The sequence below is a fragment of the Streptomyces sp. NPDC001781 genome, assembly GCF_053596035.1.
Genome location: NZ_JBSFFI010000003.1, coordinates 125,180 through 140,663, shown reverse-complemented (window position 1 = coordinate 140,663; position 15,484 = coordinate 125,180). Strand labels below are relative to the sequence as shown.

22 protein-coding genes are annotated in these 15,484 nt (G+C 65.8%); all 22 read left to right on the top strand.

Annotated features, from left to right (window positions below; genetic code table 11):
* Positions 1 to 15: 15 nt before the first annotated feature.
* The 22 genes from fusA to rplF all read left to right on the top strand — a co-directional run bounded on the left by fusA (position 16) and on the right by rplF (position 15,483).
* Positions 16 to 2,142 carry an elongation factor G gene (gene fusA, locus ACWCV3_RS03795; protein WP_135783685.1) on the top strand — a complete coding sequence of 709 codons (2,127 nt, stop codon included), beginning with the start codon at positions 16 to 18 and terminating at the stop codon, positions 2,140 to 2,142.
* 142 nt (positions 2,143 to 2,284) lie between these two features.
* Complete coding sequence (gene tuf, locus ACWCV3_RS03790) at positions 2,285 to 3,478, top strand: elongation factor Tu (protein ID WP_030811655.1); 1,194 nt, start codon at positions 2,285 to 2,287, stop codon at positions 3,476 to 3,478.
* A gap of 172 nt (positions 3,479 to 3,650) precedes the next feature.
* Entirely contained in the window at positions 3,651 to 4,085 is a 435-nt protein-coding gene (locus ACWCV3_RS03785) for a hypothetical protein (protein ID WP_451217838.1), read from the top strand.
* Positions 4,086 to 4,094: 9 nt separating this feature from the next.
* Complete coding sequence (locus tag ACWCV3_RS03780; protein WP_451217835.1) at positions 4,095 to 5,921, top strand: alpha/beta hydrolase; 1,827 nt, start codon at positions 4,095 to 4,097, stop codon at positions 5,919 to 5,921.
* Positions 5,922 to 6,028: 107 nt separating this feature from the next.
* Complete coding sequence (locus ACWCV3_RS03775; protein WP_451217832.1) at positions 6,029 to 6,847, top strand: hypothetical protein; 819 nt, start codon at positions 6,029 to 6,031, stop codon at positions 6,845 to 6,847.
* Between the two features lie 394 nt (positions 6,848 to 7,241).
* The gene (gene rpsJ / locus ACWCV3_RS03770; RefSeq protein WP_003948644.1) at positions 7,242 to 7,550 is read left to right on the top strand and encodes a 30S ribosomal protein S10; all 309 of its coding nucleotides are present in this window, start codon (positions 7,242 to 7,244) and stop codon (positions 7,548 to 7,550) included.
* Between the two features lie 17 nt (positions 7,551 to 7,567).
* On the top strand, positions 7,568 to 8,212 hold the full coding sequence (gene rplC / locus ACWCV3_RS03765; protein WP_030811658.1) for a 50S ribosomal protein L3: 645 nt from the start codon (positions 7,568 to 7,570) through the stop codon (positions 8,210 to 8,212).
* Positions 8,213 to 8,217: 5 nt separating this feature from the next.
* A complete protein-coding gene (gene rplD / locus ACWCV3_RS03760) occupies positions 8,218 to 8,874 on the top strand; it encodes a 50S ribosomal protein L4 (protein ID WP_030811662.1) in 657 nt (218 codons plus the stop codon).
* Positions 8,874 to 9,293: a 50S ribosomal protein L23 gene (gene rplW, locus ACWCV3_RS03755; protein WP_030811665.1), complete on the top strand. Its 420-nt coding sequence runs from the start codon at positions 8,874 to 8,876 to the stop codon at positions 9,291 to 9,293. Before rplD ends, rplW begins: the two co-directional genes overlap by 1 nt.
* Positions 9,294 to 9,333: 40 nt before the next feature.
* The gene (gene rplB, locus ACWCV3_RS03750; protein WP_030811669.1) at positions 9,334 to 10,170 is read left to right on the top strand and encodes a 50S ribosomal protein L2; all 837 of its coding nucleotides are present in this window, start codon (positions 9,334 to 9,336) and stop codon (positions 10,168 to 10,170) included.
* Between the two features lie 12 nt (positions 10,171 to 10,182).
* Positions 10,183 to 10,464 carry a 30S ribosomal protein S19 gene (rpsS, locus tag ACWCV3_RS03745; protein WP_003948639.1) on the top strand — a complete coding sequence of 94 codons (282 nt, stop codon included), beginning with the start codon at positions 10,183 to 10,185 and terminating at the stop codon, positions 10,462 to 10,464.
* Positions 10,465 to 10,508: 44 nt separating this feature from the next.
* A complete protein-coding gene (rplV, locus tag ACWCV3_RS03740; protein WP_003974262.1) occupies positions 10,509 to 10,856 on the top strand; it encodes a 50S ribosomal protein L22 in 348 nt (115 codons plus the stop codon).
* Positions 10,856 to 11,686, top strand: a complete 831-nt coding sequence (rpsC, locus tag ACWCV3_RS03735; RefSeq protein WP_030811675.1) for a 30S ribosomal protein S3 — start codon at positions 10,856 to 10,858, stop codon at positions 11,684 to 11,686. The genes rplV and rpsC overlap by 1 nt, the downstream gene beginning before the upstream one ends.
* 5 nt (positions 11,687 to 11,691) lie before the next feature.
* The gene (gene rplP / locus ACWCV3_RS03730) at positions 11,692 to 12,111 is read left to right on the top strand and encodes a 50S ribosomal protein L16 (RefSeq protein WP_030811678.1); all 420 of its coding nucleotides are present in this window, start codon (positions 11,692 to 11,694) and stop codon (positions 12,109 to 12,111) included.
* Positions 12,111 to 12,335 carry a 50S ribosomal protein L29 gene (rpmC, locus tag ACWCV3_RS03725; RefSeq protein WP_007494763.1) on the top strand — a complete coding sequence of 75 codons (225 nt, stop codon included), beginning with the start codon at positions 12,111 to 12,113 and terminating at the stop codon, positions 12,333 to 12,335. Before rplP ends, rpmC begins: the two co-directional genes overlap by 1 nt.
* Positions 12,332 to 12,616, top strand: coding sequence for a 30S ribosomal protein S17 (gene rpsQ, locus ACWCV3_RS03720; RefSeq protein ID WP_030811683.1), 285 nt, complete (start codon positions 12,332 to 12,334; stop codon positions 12,614 to 12,616). The genes rpmC and rpsQ overlap by 4 nt, the downstream gene beginning before the upstream one ends.
* Positions 12,617 to 12,866: 250 nt before the next feature.
* On the top strand, positions 12,867 to 13,235 hold the full coding sequence (gene rplN / locus ACWCV3_RS03715) for a 50S ribosomal protein L14 (protein ID WP_003992364.1): 369 nt from the start codon (positions 12,867 to 12,869) through the stop codon (positions 13,233 to 13,235).
* 2 nt (positions 13,236 to 13,237) lie between these two features.
* Positions 13,238 to 13,561, top strand: a complete 324-nt coding sequence (gene rplX, locus ACWCV3_RS03710) for a 50S ribosomal protein L24 (RefSeq protein WP_018543913.1) — start codon at positions 13,238 to 13,240, stop codon at positions 13,559 to 13,561.
* Positions 13,561 to 14,118, top strand: a complete 558-nt coding sequence (rplE, locus tag ACWCV3_RS03705) for a 50S ribosomal protein L5 (RefSeq protein ID WP_007494758.1) — start codon at positions 13,561 to 13,563, stop codon at positions 14,116 to 14,118. Before rplX ends, rplE begins: the two co-directional genes overlap by 1 nt.
* Before the next feature lie 5 nt (positions 14,119 to 14,123).
* A complete protein-coding gene (locus ACWCV3_RS03700) occupies positions 14,124 to 14,309 on the top strand; it encodes a type Z 30S ribosomal protein S14 (protein WP_003948630.1) in 186 nt (61 codons plus the stop codon).
* A 211-nt stretch (positions 14,310 to 14,520) separates the two neighbouring features.
* The gene (rpsH, locus tag ACWCV3_RS03695) at positions 14,521 to 14,919 is read left to right on the top strand and encodes a 30S ribosomal protein S8 (protein WP_030811690.1); all 399 of its coding nucleotides are present in this window, start codon (positions 14,521 to 14,523) and stop codon (positions 14,917 to 14,919) included.
* A gap of 24 nt (positions 14,920 to 14,943) precedes the next feature.
* Positions 14,944 to 15,483, top strand: coding sequence for a 50S ribosomal protein L6 (gene rplF / locus ACWCV3_RS03690; RefSeq protein ID WP_030811694.1), 540 nt, complete (start codon positions 14,944 to 14,946; stop codon positions 15,481 to 15,483).
* Position 15,484: the final 1 nt, after the last annotated feature.

Below are 15,484 nucleotides of genomic sequence, written 5' to 3'. Positions count from 1 at the left end.
GAAGACTGAAGCCTTATGGCTACCACTTCACTTGACCTGGCCAAGGTCCGCAACATCGGGATCATGGCCCACATCGACGCGGGCAAGACGACCACCACCGAGCGGATCCTGTTCTACACCGGTGTGTCGTACAAGATCGGTGAGGTCCACGACGGCGCCGCCACGATGGACTGGATGGAGCAGGAGCAGGAGCGTGGCATCACGATCACGTCTGCTGCGACCACCTGCCACTGGCCCCTCGAGGGCAGTGACTACACCATCAACATCATCGACACCCCGGGTCACGTCGACTTCACCGTCGAGGTGGAGCGTTCGCTCCGCGTGCTCGACGGTGCCGTGACGGTGTTCGACGGTGTCGCCGGTGTGGAGCCGCAGTCCGAGACGGTGTGGCGTCAGGCCGACCGTTACGGCGTGCCGCGCATCTGCTTCGTCAACAAGCTGGACCGTACCGGCGCCGAGTTCCACCGCTGCGTGGACATGATCTCGGACCGCCTGGGCGCCCAGCCGCTCGTCATGCAGCTCCCGATCGGTGCCGAGGCGGACTTCAAGGGCGTCATCGACCTGGTCCGCATGAAGGCCCTCGTGTGGTCCGCCGAGGCGGCCAAGGGCGAGATGTACGACACCGTCGACATCCCGGCCACGCACACCGAGGCCGCCGAGGAATGGCGCGCCAAGCTGGTCGAGGCCGTCGCGGAGAACGACGAAGAGATCATGGAGCTGTACCTGGAGGGCGAGGAGCCCACCGAGGAGCAGCTGTACGCCGCGATCCGTCGTATCACCATCGCGTCCGGCAAGTCCGACGGCACCACCGTCACCCCGGTGTTCTGCGGCACCGCGTTCAAGAACAAGGGCGTCCAGCCCCTGCTCGACGCGGTCGTGCGCTACCTGCCGACCCCGCTCGACGTCGAGGCCATCGAGGGCCACGACGTCAAGGACCCCGAGGTCGTCGTCAAGCGCAAGCCGTCCGAGGACGAGCCGCTGTCCGCGCTCGCGTTCAAGATCATGAGCGACCCGCACCTGGGCAAGCTCACCTTCGTCCGGGTCTACTCGGGCCGCCTGGAGTCCGGCACCTCGGTGCTGAACTCCGTCAAGGGCAAGAAGGAGCGCATCGGCAAGATCTACCGCATGCACGCCAACAAGCGTGAGGAGATCGAGTCGGTGGGCGCCGGCGACATCGTCGCCGTCATGGGCCTGAAGCAGACCACCACCGGTGAGACGCTGTCCGACGACAAGAACCCGGTCATCCTGGAGTCCATGGACTTCCCGGCGCCGGTGATCCAGGTCGCCATCGAGCCCAAGTCCAAGGGTGACCAGGAGAAGCTGGGTGTGGCCATCCAGCGTCTCGCGGAGGAGGACCCCTCCTTCCAGGTCCACTCGGACGAGGAGACCGGCCAGACCATCATCGGCGGTATGGGCGAGCTGCATCTCGAGGTGCTGGTCGACCGCATGCGCCGTGAGTTCAAGGTCGAGGCCAACGTCGGCAAGCCGCAGGTCGCGTACCGCGAGACGATCCGCAAGGGCGTCGAGCGTCACGACTACACCCACAAGAAGCAGACCGGTGGTACCGGTCAGTTCGCGAAGGTGCAGATCGCGATCGAGCCCATCGAGGGCGGCGACGCGTCGTACGAGTTCGTGAACAAGGTCACCGGTGGCCGCATCCCGAAGGAGTACATCCCTTCGGTGGACGCCGGTGCGCAGGAGGCCATGCAGTTCGGCATCCTGGCCGGCTACGAGATGACGGGCGTCCGCGTCATTCTTCTCGACGGTGGCTACCACGAGGTCGACTCCTCCGAGCTCGCCTTCAAGATCGCCGGTTCGCAGGCCTTCAAGGAGGCCGCGCGCAAGGCTTCGCCCGTGCTCCTCGAGCCGATGATGGCCGTCGAGGTCACCACGCCCGAGGACTACATGGGTGAGGTCATCGGCGACATCAACTCCCGCCGTGGCCAGATCCAGGCCATGGAGGAGCGGGCCGGTGCCCGCGTCGTGAAGGGCCTCGTGCCCCTCTCGGAGATGTTCGGCTACGTCGGAGACCTCCGCAGCAAGACCTCGGGTCGCGCAAGCTACTCGATGCAGTTCGACTCCTACGCCGAGGTTCCCCGGAACGTCGCCGAGGAGATCATCGCGAAGGCCAAGGGCGAGTAACGCACCGCGTTTGCACGCTTTAGGCTTGACACCGAACGCCGGGGTCGGACCACTCGGAAAGACCCCGGCGGGCGGCATCCCAGCAAAGATCACCTGGCGCCGATGAGTAAGGCGTACCAGAACCACTCCACAGGAGGACCCAGTGGCGAAGGCGAAGTTCGAGCGGACTAAGCCGCACGTCAACATCGGCACCATCGGTCACATCGACCACGGTAAGACGACCCTCACGGCCGCCATTACCAAGGTGCTGCACGACGCGTACCCGGACCTGAACGAGGCCTCGGCCTTCGACCAGATCGACAAGGCTCCCGAGGAGCGCCAGCGCGGTATCACCATCTCGATCGCGCACGTCGAGTACCAGACCGAGACGCGTCACTACGCCCACGTCGACTGCCCCGGTCACGCGGACTACATCAAGAACATGATCACCGGTGCCGCGCAGATGGACGGCGCCATCCTCGTGGTCGCCGCCACCGACGGCCCGATGCCGCAGACCAAGGAGCACGTGCTCCTGGCCCGCCAGGTCGGCGTTCCGTACATCGTCGTCGCCCTGAACAAGGCCGACATGGTGGACGACGAGGAGATCCTGGAGCTCGTCGAGCTCGAGGTCCGTGAGCTCCTCTCCGAGTACGAGTTCCCGGGCGACGACCTGCCGGTCGTCAAGGTCTCGGCGCTCAAGGCGCTCGAGGGCGACAAGGAGTGGGGCAACACCGTCCTCGAGCTCATGAAGGCCGTGGACGAGAACATCCCGCAGCCCGAGCGTGACGTCGACAAGCCGTTCCTGATGCCGATCGAGGACGTCTTTACGATCACCGGTCGTGGCACCGTCGTCACCGGTCGTATCGAGCGTGGTGTCCTCAAGGTCAACGAGACCGTCGACATCGTGGGCATCAAGCCGGAGAAGACCACCACCACGGTCACCGGCATCGAGATGTTCCGCAAGCTGCTCGACGAGGGCCAGGCCGGTGAGAACGTCGGTCTGCTGCTCCGCGGCATCAAGCGCGAGGACGTCGAGCGCGGCCAGGTCATCATCAAGCCCGGTTCGGTCACCCCGCACACCGAGTTCGAGGCCCAGGCCTACATCCTGTCCAAGGACGAGGGTGGCCGCCACACGCCGTTCTTCAACAACTACCGCCCGCAGTTCTACTTCCGTACCACGGACGTGACCGGCGTCGTGACCCTCCCCGAGGGCACCGAGATGGTCATGCCGGGCGACAACACTGAGATGACCGTTTCGCTCATCCAGCCCGTCGCCATGGAAGAGGGCCTGAAGTTCGCCATCCGCGAGGGTGGCCGCACGGTGGGCGCCGGCCAGGTCACCAAGATCGTCAAGTAAGTACCCCTTGCTTGAGGGTCACTGACTGACCCGGGGAGGCCCGCACGACTTCGGTCGTGCGGGCCTCTTCGCTGTTCTGCCCGTGGCCCGTTCTGAGCATGGGCGGATCAAGGGATGCGCAAGACGCGCTAGCGTACGTCGAAGCACGGCTCGACCAGGGGGAGGACGCGAAATGGCGTGGAGTGAGTGGGAGCAGGCCAAGGCGGTTTCTGTCGGGCGGCAATCCGCGCAGATGCAACTCAACGGCGTCCCGTCCGATGCCGGCGGGTCGGGCACGCTTGTCTCCGACCGTCCCGCTTGGGCGAAGGCCGGGAATGACGTTGCTGCCTTGCGTGACGGCATGGACAAGGCCCGCGGGCGTCTTGAAGACGGCCAGGAGGGCCTCGCCAAGCAGGCCGGTTGTCAGACCGCCGCAGCTCAGAGTGATGTCTTCGCGTCCTGGAAGAAGTACGTGACCAAGGTGAGCGACCGCTGCGCGAAGTTGGCGACTGTGCTGGAGAGCGCCGGCAAGAACGAGCTGAGGACCGAAGAGGCCATCAAGGCCGAGATCGGTGCGATGAGGACGGCCTACGCTGACACGCCGGCCACCGGCAAGCACGGGAAGTGATCGGCGGTCATGGACCTGGCGACACTGAAGGCCATCAAGCCGTCCGAATACTCCGATGCGGCGGACGGTTACCGTGCCACCGGCGAGGGCGCCGCCTCCGCGAAGGAGCGCGTCGACAACCAGATCATTCGAGCTATGAAACAGGCGCTCAAGGGGGAGGCCGCCACAGCGGCAGTCCAGCAGCTTCAAGCCCTGTCCGAGAACTTCCACTATGTGCAGGTCGAATGTGGCTTGGTCGCCACAGCCTTGGAAGGCTTCGCCTACGACATCGAAGCGGCCAAGAGGAAACTGGTGGCCGCACTGGAGGACGCGCAGGCCGCGAAGTTCACGGTGGACTCCGCCGGTACAGTCACCTACCCGGCCGGGGGCGAGAAGAACGACGGCAAGCTTCCGGACGGCGGGGCAGCTTCCGGGACCATGGACCCGACGGTGGCCGCCATCAACCGGCAGGCCGGCAATTTCGACCCCAACCCCAACTATCGGCTTGCCCAGGACATCGCAGACCGCATAACGGCTGCTCTCCAGGAAGCCGCGGACGCGGACGACAAGTGGGCTCCCAAGCTGCGGGCTCTCAAGGCCGATGACGACCTGACGGTCTCGTCGAGCGACTGGACGGACGTGGAGCGGGACACCGGTGGTGTCCTCAAGGGCGCGGCCGACTACCTGGAGTCGCTTCCTCACCCACCGACGGATGGCAGACCGAAAGACAACGCCGCATGGTGGAAGAGCCTGACGGACGAGCAGCGAGCGGACTACTTGTCCGTCCACCCCGGCGCGGTCGGTGCCATGGACGGCCTTCCTGCCGACATCCGTGACGAGGCCAACCGCACGGTCCTCTCCGAAGCTCACGGCAAGGCGGCGCTGGGCTACGAGGCGTGGCTCAAGAAGCACCCGGAGCCGGAGAAGTACACGGACTACATCAATCCGATGACAGGGACCGTGATGAAGGGCGTCCAGGTCGAGAGCCAGGAGTGGCTGGACTGGCAAGAGGCACGCGCGGATGCGCGGGCACCGCTGGGGGGCATGGAAGCCATCCAGACGCGCTTCGACAGCTACCCGAGGGACGAGGGCCGTCCGTACCTGTTGGGTTTCGATGACAAGAACAATGGGCGCGTCATCATCTCTATCGGTAATCCGGACAAAGCGGATAACGTGGTGACCTATGTGCCAGGGACCGGTACGAAATTGAGCAGCATCGGTGGCGACATCCGTCGAGCCGATGTGCTCCAGGGCCAGGCCACCGTCGTCGATCCCGGGCATAGGACCGCATCGATCATGTGGCTGGGATACGACGCGCCGCAGGAGTTGTTGGGCGATGCAACCGACCCGAAATACGCCGACGACGCCCGTGGGTCGTTGAGTGATTTCCTGACTGGTATCGACACCACCCATGACGGCGACGTGAACTCGACGGTCCTCGGTCACAGCTATGGCACGCTCGTGGCCGGTGAGACGATGCGCGACTATCCGCGTCTACCAGTTGACAATGCCATCCTGGTGGGTAGCCCAGGTGTCGGGGTGAATCACGCTCAGGATCTCAACCTTCCGGTTGACCGTGTGTACGCGGCGACAGCGAAAAACGACCTGGTGAATCTCGCGCCGCCGCCGGCCGGAGCGTTGGCGCCGCTAAACCCCAAGGCGTACGCACGTCTCTTCGACGACCACTCGATCATGTACGGGTACGATCCCACGTCCGACGAATTCGGTGGGCGGACGTTCGCGGTCGCGGACGGGAAGCTGCCCGGATCGGACGGCCTGATGCCTGCGCACTCGCAGTACTGGGAGGGGAATTCGTTGAAAGCCATGGCGAAGATCGCGACCGGAGGAACTCCGTGAAGCTGCGATGCTGCGTGCCGCTCGTGGCCCTGTTGGCCCTGCTGGTGACGGGATGCGGCTCGGGGAAGACTGCAGGTACGACCGATGGCACACCCACAAAGCAGGTCATGATGGATGAGCAGAAGGCAACCAAGCGGGCGGAACAGGTTGTGCAGGAGGCGGTTGCTGGTATGTCTCCCAAGCCCACTCTCAAGCCTGCCGGTCCGACCCCGCTGGGTGACTGCTTGGCTGATGACCACAGCGCGGGTGAACGTCTGCAGGTCAGCCTCACTTACCAGTTGACGGGAGTCTCTGGCCAGGACGCCAAGAAGCTGGTGCGGCAGGCCAGGGACGCGTGGGTCAAGCGCGGCTACAAGTTCCAGGGCTCCGACGGTGACTGGTCCGACCCGTTTCCTTCCGTCAGCATGCGTACGGTGCCCGACGACTTCTGGATGACGGCCTTGACCGGTGTCCTGGACAAGGCCAAGCAGGAGGGATTGGCGGCGATCAGCGTCACCTCCCCCTGCTTCGACGCGGAGGAGCCGACGGCCACCGACCCCGCATCGCTCCGGCGGACGGTCTCGGACCAGCAGGCGGAGAGTCGTGCCCGCGAGCACTCCAGTCGTGTCTATGACGCGCTGCGCGTTCCGGCCGGGGGCGCCCGGCAGGGGGAGGGGCTGGCCACGTACCAGGAGAACGGGGACGTGTTCGCGCACCACGCGTGGGCGACGCAGCCGATCTCGGACGAGACTGCTGTCCAGGCGCTGGACCGGGCGCGGGCGCACTTCGACAGCAGCGGATGGGCAGTCAGGCATGTTCCCGCCCCGACGGGAGCCTCCAGCATTCTTGCTCGCAACCCCGACGACGGGAGCGTGGCCCACTTGGCGGCCGCCGCCGACGGCACGCTGCGCGTCGGAGTTACCACCCCGGCCGCCCGTCTGGTTTGACCTGCGTCACTCCCGGGGTAATCTACTCGGCTCGATTGGCCAGGGGGGTGGGCCATATGGCAGACTGTCGGAGTTGCTCGGTCGAGTGTTGATGCTGCGCGCCTCCCGCCGGGAGGACCGGAAGCGAGTCCCACAGTACTCGTCAACCCCCTGGGGTTGGACGTACGGGAATCTTCCGGGAAGCGTGGGCGCAGCACCGACCAGGCGCCCGGTGGGCCTTCCGCCCCCGTCCCGCGGTTCCGGCAGGGCCGTGTGCATTCCCTGGAGGGATGTTCCAGTGATGGGCATCTGCGTCAGCGGAAGTGCGACACGCCCGACCGCGTGGGTCGGAGAGAAGGCAGTGTGAAACTGCCGGGTTCCAGAGCGTGAGAGAAGACAGGACTACTGAGTAGCCATGGCGGGACAGAAGATCCGCATCCGGCTCAAGGCCTACGACCACGAGGTCATCGACTCCTCGGCGAAGAAGATCGTCGAGACGGTGACCCGCACTGGTGCGTCGGTCGCGGGCCCGGTGCCGCTGCCCACTGAGAAGAACGTGTACTGCGTCATCAAGTCGCCGCACAAGTACAAGGACTCGCGCGAGCACTTCGAGATGCGCACGCACAAGCGCCTGATCGACATCCTCGACCCGACGCCCAAGACCGTTGACTCCCTGATGCGACTCGACCTCCCGGCCGGTGTCGACATCGAGATCAAGCTCTAAGGGTCGGTGATCTGAGAATGGCTAAGCAGATCAAGGGCATCCTGGGCGAGAAGCTCGGCATGACGCAGGTGTGGGACGAGAACAACCGTGTTGTTCCGGTCACCGTCGTCAAGGCCGGCCCCAACGTCGTCACCCAGGTCCGTACGAACGACGTCGACGGCTACGAGTCGGTCCAGATCGCCTTCGGCGAGATCGACCCGCGCAAGGTGAACAAGCCCCTCAAGGGCCACTTCGCCAAGGCCGACGTCACCCCGCGCCGCCACCTGGTGGAGCTCCGCACCTCCGACGCCAGCGACTACACGCTGGGTCAGGAGATCACTGCCGAGGTCTTCGAGTCGGGCGTCAAGGTCGACGTCACCGCGAAGAGCAAGGGCAAGGGCTTCGCGGGTGTCATGAAGCGCCACAACTTCAAGGGTGGCAAGGCGTCCCACGGTGCCCACCGTGTGCACCGCATGCCCGGTTCCATCGGTGGCTGTGCCACCCCCGGTCGTGTCTTCAAGGGCATGCGCATGGCGGGTCGCATGGGCAACGAGCGGGTCACCACCCAGAACCTGACCGTTCACGCCGTTGACGCGGAGAAGGGCCTGCTCCTCATCAAGGGCGCGGTTCCTGGTCCGAACGGCGGCCTCGTCCTGGTCCGCACCGCGGCCAAGGGGGCCTGAGGACTATGAGCACCATTGACATTCTGTCGCCCTCCGGCGACAACGCCGGGACCGTAGAGCTCCCGGCCGAGATCTTCGACGTCGAGAAGATCAGCGTTCCGCTGCTTCACCAGGTCGTCGTCGCGCAGCTTGCCGCCGCCCGTCAGGGCACGCACAAGGTCAAGCGTCGTGGCGAGGTCCGCGGTGGTGGCCGCAAGCCGTACCGCCAGAAGGGCACCGGCCGCGCGCGCCAGGGTTCGACCCGTGCGCCGCAGTTCGCCGGCGGTGGCGTCGTCCACGGCCCCACGCCGCGTGACTACTCGCAGCGGACCCCCAAGAAGATGAAGGCCGCGGCCCTGCGCCACGCCCTCACCGACCGGGCCCGCAACGCTCGTATCCACGTCATCACCGGCGTGGTCGAGGGCGACACCCCCTCCACCAAGGCCGCGAAGAGCTTCCTCGGCAAGGTCAGCGAGCGCAAGAACGTGCTCCTGGTCATCGAGCGCTCCGACGAGGCCGCGCTGCTTTCCGCGCGCAACCTGCCCCAGGTCCACATCCTGGAGCCGGGCCAGCTGAACACGTACGACGTTCTCGTCTCGGACGACGTGGTCTTCACCCAGGCCGCTTTCGAGTCCTTCGTGTCCGGCCCGAAGGCCAATGACACCGAAGGGAGCGAAGCCTGATGGCTACGCGCCACCCGAGCATCGCCTCGAAGGCCGCCAAGGCCGCCAAGGCCGCGCGCGTCGCCAAGGCGAAGCGTCACGCCACCGAGGGCAAGAACACCGTCGAGACCCCGCTGAGCAAGTCCTTCACGGACCCCCGTGACGTGCTGCTCAAGCCGGTCGTGTCGGAGAAGAGCTACGCGCTCCTCGACGAGGGCAAGTACACGTTCATCGTCGCCCCCAACGCCAACAAGACCCAGATCAAGCAGGCCGTCCAGGCGGTCTTCGACGTCAAGGTCACCGGGGTCAACACGATCAACCGCCAGGGCAAGCGCAAGCGCACGAAGACCGGTTTCGGTCAGCGTGCCGGCAGCAAGCGCGCGATCGTGACCCTCGCCGAGGGCGACCGTATCGACATCTTCGGCGGTCCGACCGCCTGACGGCGGTCTGGATCGTCCGATATCGGACGAGGACTGAGAAATGGGAATCCGCAAGTACAAGCCGACTACGCCGGGCCGTCGTGGCGCCAGCGTCGCCGACTTCGTCGAGGTCACGCGGTCCACGCCGGAGAAGTCGCTGGTCCGCCCCCTGCACAGCAAGGGCGGCCGTAACAACGCCGGTCGTGTGACCGTTCGCCACCAGGGTGGCGGACACAAGCGCGCCTACCGAGTGATCGACTTCCGTCGTCACGACAAGGACGGCGTGCCGGCGAAGGTCGCGCACATCGAGTACGACCCCAACCGCACCGCGCGCATCGCGCTGCTGCACTACGCGGACGGCGAGAAGCGCTACATCCTCGCCCCGCGCAACCTGCAGCAGGGCGACCGCGTCGAGAACGGTCCGGGCGCCGACATCAAGCCGGGCAACAACCTGGCGCTGCGCAACATCCCGGTCGGTACCACGATCCACGCGATCGAGCTCCGTCCCGGTGGCGGCGCCAAGTTCGCCCGCTCCGCCGGTGCGTCCGTGCAGCTCCTTGCGAAGGAGGGCTCCATGGCCCACCTCCGCATGCCGTCCGGCGAGATCCGTCTCGTCGACGTGCGCTGCCGCGCCACCGTCGGTGAGGTCGGCAACGCCGAGCAGAGCAACATCAACTGGGGTAAGGCCGGCCGTAAGCGGTGGCTGGGCGTTCGCCCGACCGTCCGTGGTGTGGTCATGAACCCGGTCGACCACCCGCACGGTGGTGGTGAGGGCCGGACCTCCGGTGGTCGCCACCCTGTGTCCCCGTGGGGCAAGAAGGAAGGCCGTACTCGTTCGCCCAAGAAGGCGTCGAACAAGTACATCGTCCGCCGCCGCAAGACGAACAAGAAGCGCTAAGGACGGGTTGAGATGCCTCGTAGCTTGAAGAAGGGGCCCTTCGTCGACGACCACCTGATCAAGAAGGTGGACGTCCAGAACGAAGCCGGCACCAAGAACGTCATCAAGACCTGGTCCCGTCGCTCGATGATCGTCCCGGCGATGCTGGGCCACACGATCGCGGTGCACAACGGCAAGACCCACATCCCGGTGTTCGTCACCGAGTCGATGGTCGGCCACAAGCTCGGCGAGTTCTCGCCGACCCGCACCTTCCGCGGCCACGTCAAGGACGACCGGAAGTCGAAGCGCCGCTAGTAGCGGATCGCATTCAGACACGTAAGTAACTGAGAGGGACAACCATGGAAGCCAGGGCCCAGGCGCGGTACATCCGCGTTACGCCCATGAAGGCCCGCCGCGTGGTGGACCTTATCCGTGGCATGGATGCCACGGAGGCTCAGGCTGTTCTGCGATTCGCTCCGCAGGCAGCCTCCGTGCCGGTCGGCAAGGTGCTCGACAGCGCCATCGCCAACGCCGCGCACAACTACGACCACACCGACGCCGACAGCCTCTTCATTTCCGAGGCCTACGTCGACGAGGGCCCGACCCTGAAGCGGTTCCGGCCGCGCGCCCAGGGCCGTGCCTACCGGATCCGCAAGCGGACCAGCCACATCACTGTGGTCGTCAGCAGCAAGGAAGGAACCCGGTAATGGGCCAGAAGGTAAACCCGCACGGGTTCCGGCTCGGTGTCACGACCGACTTCAAGTCGCGTTGGTACGCCGACAAGCTGTACAAGGACTACGTCAAGGAAGACGTGGCCATCCGTCGCATGCTGACGCAGGGCATGGAGCGCGCGGGCATCTCCAAGGTGGAGATCGAGCGCACCCGTGACCGCGTCCGCGTCGACATCCACACCGCGCGTCCGGGCATCGTCATCGGCCGCCGTGGTGCGGAGGCCGACAAGATCCGCGGTCAGCTGGAGAAGCTGACGGGCAAGCAGGTCCAGCTGAACATCCTCGAGGTCAAGAACCCCGAGACGGATGCCCAGCTCGTGGCCCAGGCCGTCGCCGAGCAGCTCTCCTCCCGCGTCTCCTTCCGCCGTGCCATGCGCAAGAGCATGCAGTCGGCGATGAAGGCGGGCGCCAAGGGCATCAAGATCCAGTGCGGTGGCCGCCTCGGTGGCGCCGAGATGTCCCGCTCGGAGTTCTACCGCGAGGGCCGTGTGCCCCTGCACACGCTCCGCGCGAACGTGGACTACGGCTTCTTCGAGGCCAAGACGACCTTCGGCCGCATCGGCGTGAAGGTCTGGATCTACAAGGGCGACGTCAAGAACATCGCCGAGGTCCGCGCCGAGAACGCTGCGGCCCGTGCGGGTAACCGCCCGGCCCGTGGCGGCGCCGACCGCCCGGCCCGTGGTGGCCGTGGTGGCGAGCGTGGCGGGCGCGGTCGCAAGCCGCAGCAGGCTGCCGGCGCCGAGGCCCCCAAGGCCGAGGCTCCCGCTGCCGCCGCTCCGGCTGAGAGCACCGGAACGGAGGCCTGACCGTCATGCTGATCCCCCGTAGGGTCAAGCACCGCAAGCAGCACCACCCGAAGCGCAGTGGTATGGCCAAGGGTGGCACGCAGGTCGCGTTCGGCGAGTACGGCATCCAGGCGCTGACCCCGGCGTATGTGACGAACCGTCAGATCGAAGCGGCTCGTATCGCCATGACCCGCCACATCAAGCGTGGCGGCAAGGTCTGGATCAACATCTACCCGGACCGTCCCCTCACCAAGAAGCCTGCCGAGACCCGCATGGGTTCCGGTAAGGGTTCCCCGGAGTGGTGGATCGCCAACGTCAAGCCCGGACGCGTCATGTTCGAGCTGTCGTACCCCAACGAGAAGATTGCGCGTGAGGCCCTCACTCGTGCGGCCCACAAGCTGCCGATGAAGTGCCGGATCGTCAAGCGCGAGGCAGGTGAAGCGTGATGTCGGCCGGTACCAAGGCGTCCGAGCTGCGCGAGCTGGGCAACGAGGAGCTTCTTGCGAAGCTCCGCGAGGCCAAGGAAGAGCTGTTCAATCTCCGCTTCCAGGCGGCGACGGGCCAGCTCGAGAACCACGGCCGTCTGAAGGCGGTCCGCAAGGACATCGCGCGGATCTACACCCTGATGCGCGAGCGTGAGCTGGGCATCGAGACGGTGGAGAACGCATGAGCGAGAAGAACGTGACTGAGAACGCAGAGGCCCGCGGCTTCCGCAAGACCCGTGAGGGTCTCGTCGTCAGCGACAAGATGGACAAGACCGTCGTCGTCGCCGTCGAGGACCGCGTGAAGCACGCGCTGTACGGCAAGGTCATCCGCCGTACGAACAAGCTCAAGGCCCACGACGAGCAGAACGCCGCCGGCGTCGGCGACCGTGTCCTCCTCGCGGAGACCCGGCCGCTGTCCTCGACGAAGCGCTGGCGCATCGTCGAGATCCTCGAGAAGGCCAAGTAATCCCTGCGGGGCCTCGCCCCGCAGACAGATTCGCCGTCCTGGCGAGGGGCTCCGTGGGGCGACTCACGGACCCCCTCGCCGGGAAACCGGCCGGGCCGGGTGAATCACCGGCGCTCAGCGCGCGGGGGACTCACGCGGCCCGCCGGGCGGCCATGTAATTCCTGCGGGAGTTCACCCGCAGGAGAGTTCCGCCAGGCTCTTTGGGTTCGACCCGACCCGGAGGGAACCGGCAGACAAACAGGAGATAGACGTGATCCAGCAGGAGTCGCGGCTGCGTGTCGCCGACAACACTGGTGCGAAGGAAATCCTTTGCATCCGTGTGCTCGGTGGCTCCGGTCGCCGCTACGCGGGCATCGGTGACGTCATCGTCGCCACCGTCAAGGACGCGATCCCCGGCGGCAACGTGAAGAAGGGTGACGTCATCAAGGCGGTCATCGTTCGCACCGTCAAGGAGCGCCGCCGTCCGGACGGCTCGTACATCCGCTTCGACGAGAACGCCGCTGTCATTCTCAAGAACGACGGCGACCCTCGCGGCACCCGTATCTTCGGCCCCGTCGGCCGTGAACTGCGCGAGAAGAAGTTCATGAAGATCATCTCGCTCGCGCCGGAGGTGCTGTAAGCATGAAGATCAAGAAGGGCGACCTGGTCCAGGTCATCACCGGTAAGGACAAGGGCAAGCAGGGCAAGGTCATTGCCGCTTACCCGCGCGACGAGCGCGTCCTGGTCGAGGGTGTCAACCGGGTCAAGAAGCACACCAAGGCCGGCCCCACCGCCAGCGGTTCGCAGGCGGGCGGCATCGTCACGACCGAGGCGCCCATCCACGTCTCCAACGTCCAGCTGGTCGTTGAGAAGGATGGCAACAAGGTCGTCACGCGTGTCGGCTACCGCTTCGACGACGAAGGCAACAAGATCCGCGTTGCCAAGCGGACGGGTGAGGACATCTGATGGCTACCACCACCACTCCGCGTCTGAAGACGAAGTACCGCGAGGAGATCGCGGGCAAGCTGCGTGACGAGTTCAAGTACGAGAACGTCATGCAGATCCCCGGCCTCGTCAAGATCGTGGTCAACATGGGTGTGGGCGACGCCGCCCGCGACTCCAAGCTGATCGAGGGCGCCATCCGCGACCTCACCACGATCACCGGTCAGAAGCCGGCCGTCACCAAGGCCCGCAAGTCCATCGCGCAGTTCAAGCTGCGCGAGGGTCAGCCGATCGGTGCCCACGTCACGCTCCGTGGCGACCGCATGTGGGAGTTCCTGGACCGCACCCTGTCGCTCGCGCTCCCGCGCATCCGCGACTTCCGCGGCCTGTCCCCCAAGCAGTTCGACGGCCGTGGCAACTACACCTTCGGTCTCACGGAGCAGGTCATGTTCCACGAGATCGACCAGGACAAGATCGACCGCGTCCGGGGTATGGACATCACCGTGGTCACCACGGCGACCAACGACGCTGAGGGCCGCGCGCTCCTTCGTCACCTCGGCTTCCCGTTCAAGGAGGCGTGAGCGAGATGGCGAAGAAGGCTCTTATCGCTAAGGCTGCTCGCAAGCCCAAGTTCGGTGTGCGTGGCTACACGCGCTGCCAGCGCTGCGGCCGTCCGCACTCCGTGTACCGCAAGTTCGGCCTCTGCCGCGTGTGCCTTCGTGAGATGGCTCACCGTGGCGAGCTGCCGGGCGTGACCAAGAGCTCCTGGTAATCCCCTCAACAGGGATTCCTGAAGCTCTCGGTAAGCATCTGGGCCGACAGGGGCCCGCCCCCACATGCCGTAGGCTTGCGGGGTCGGGCGTCTGTCGCGCCCGTACGACTTACTACGCCGTAGGTCCACCGCGCCGCACCCGTCCCGTCCCGGATCGGGGAGAGGGATGGCGCACCAGGAAACCCCGGCGAGAGAGGCCGAAGGCCAATTCATGACCATGACTGATCCGATCGCAGACATGCTTACGCGTCTGCGGAACGCGAACTCGGCATACCACGACTCCGTGACGATGCCGTCCTCGAAGATCAAGTCTCACATCGCAGAGATCCTCCAGCAGGAGGGCTTCATCACGGGCTGGAAGGTCGAGGACGCCGAGGTCGGCAAGAACCTCGTCCTGGAGCTGAAGTTCGGCCCCAACCGTGAGCGCTCCATCGCGGGGATCAAGCGCATCTCCAAGCCCGGTCTCCGGGTTTACGCGAAGTCCACCAACCTGCCGAAGGTGCTCGGCGGCCTGGGCGTGGCGATCATCTCCACGTCGCACGGTCTCCTCACCGACAAGCAGGCCGGCAAGAAGGGCGTGGGTGGGGAAGTCCTCGCCTACGTCTGGTAACGGAAGGGAACGGAGGAAACAGCTATGTCGCGTATTGGCAAGCTCCCCATCACGGTTCCCGCCGGCGTGGACGTCACCATCGACGGCCGTACGGTCGCGGTCAAGGGTCCCAAGGGCTCGCTGACCCACACCGTCGTCGCGCCGATCGACATCGTCAGGGATGAGGACGGCACCCTCGCGGTGACCCGTCCCAACGACGAGCGTCAGAACAAGGCCCTGCACGGCCTGTCCCGCACGCTGGTGGCGAACATGATCACCGGCGTGACCCAGGGTTACGTGAAGAAGCTCGAGATCAGCGGTGTCGGTTACCGCGTGACGGCCAAGGGCTCGAACCTCGAGTTCGCGCTCGGCTACAGCCACCCGATCGTCGTCGAGGCGCCCGAGGGCATCACCTTCAAGGTGGAGAGCCCGACCCGCTTCCAGGTCGAGGGCATCGACAAGCAGAAGGTCGGCGAGGTTGCGGCCAACATCCGCAAGCTGCGCAAGCCCGACCCGTACAAGGCCAAGGGTGTCAAGTACGAGGGCGAAGTCATCCGCCGCAAGGTCGGAAAGGCGGGTAAGTAAG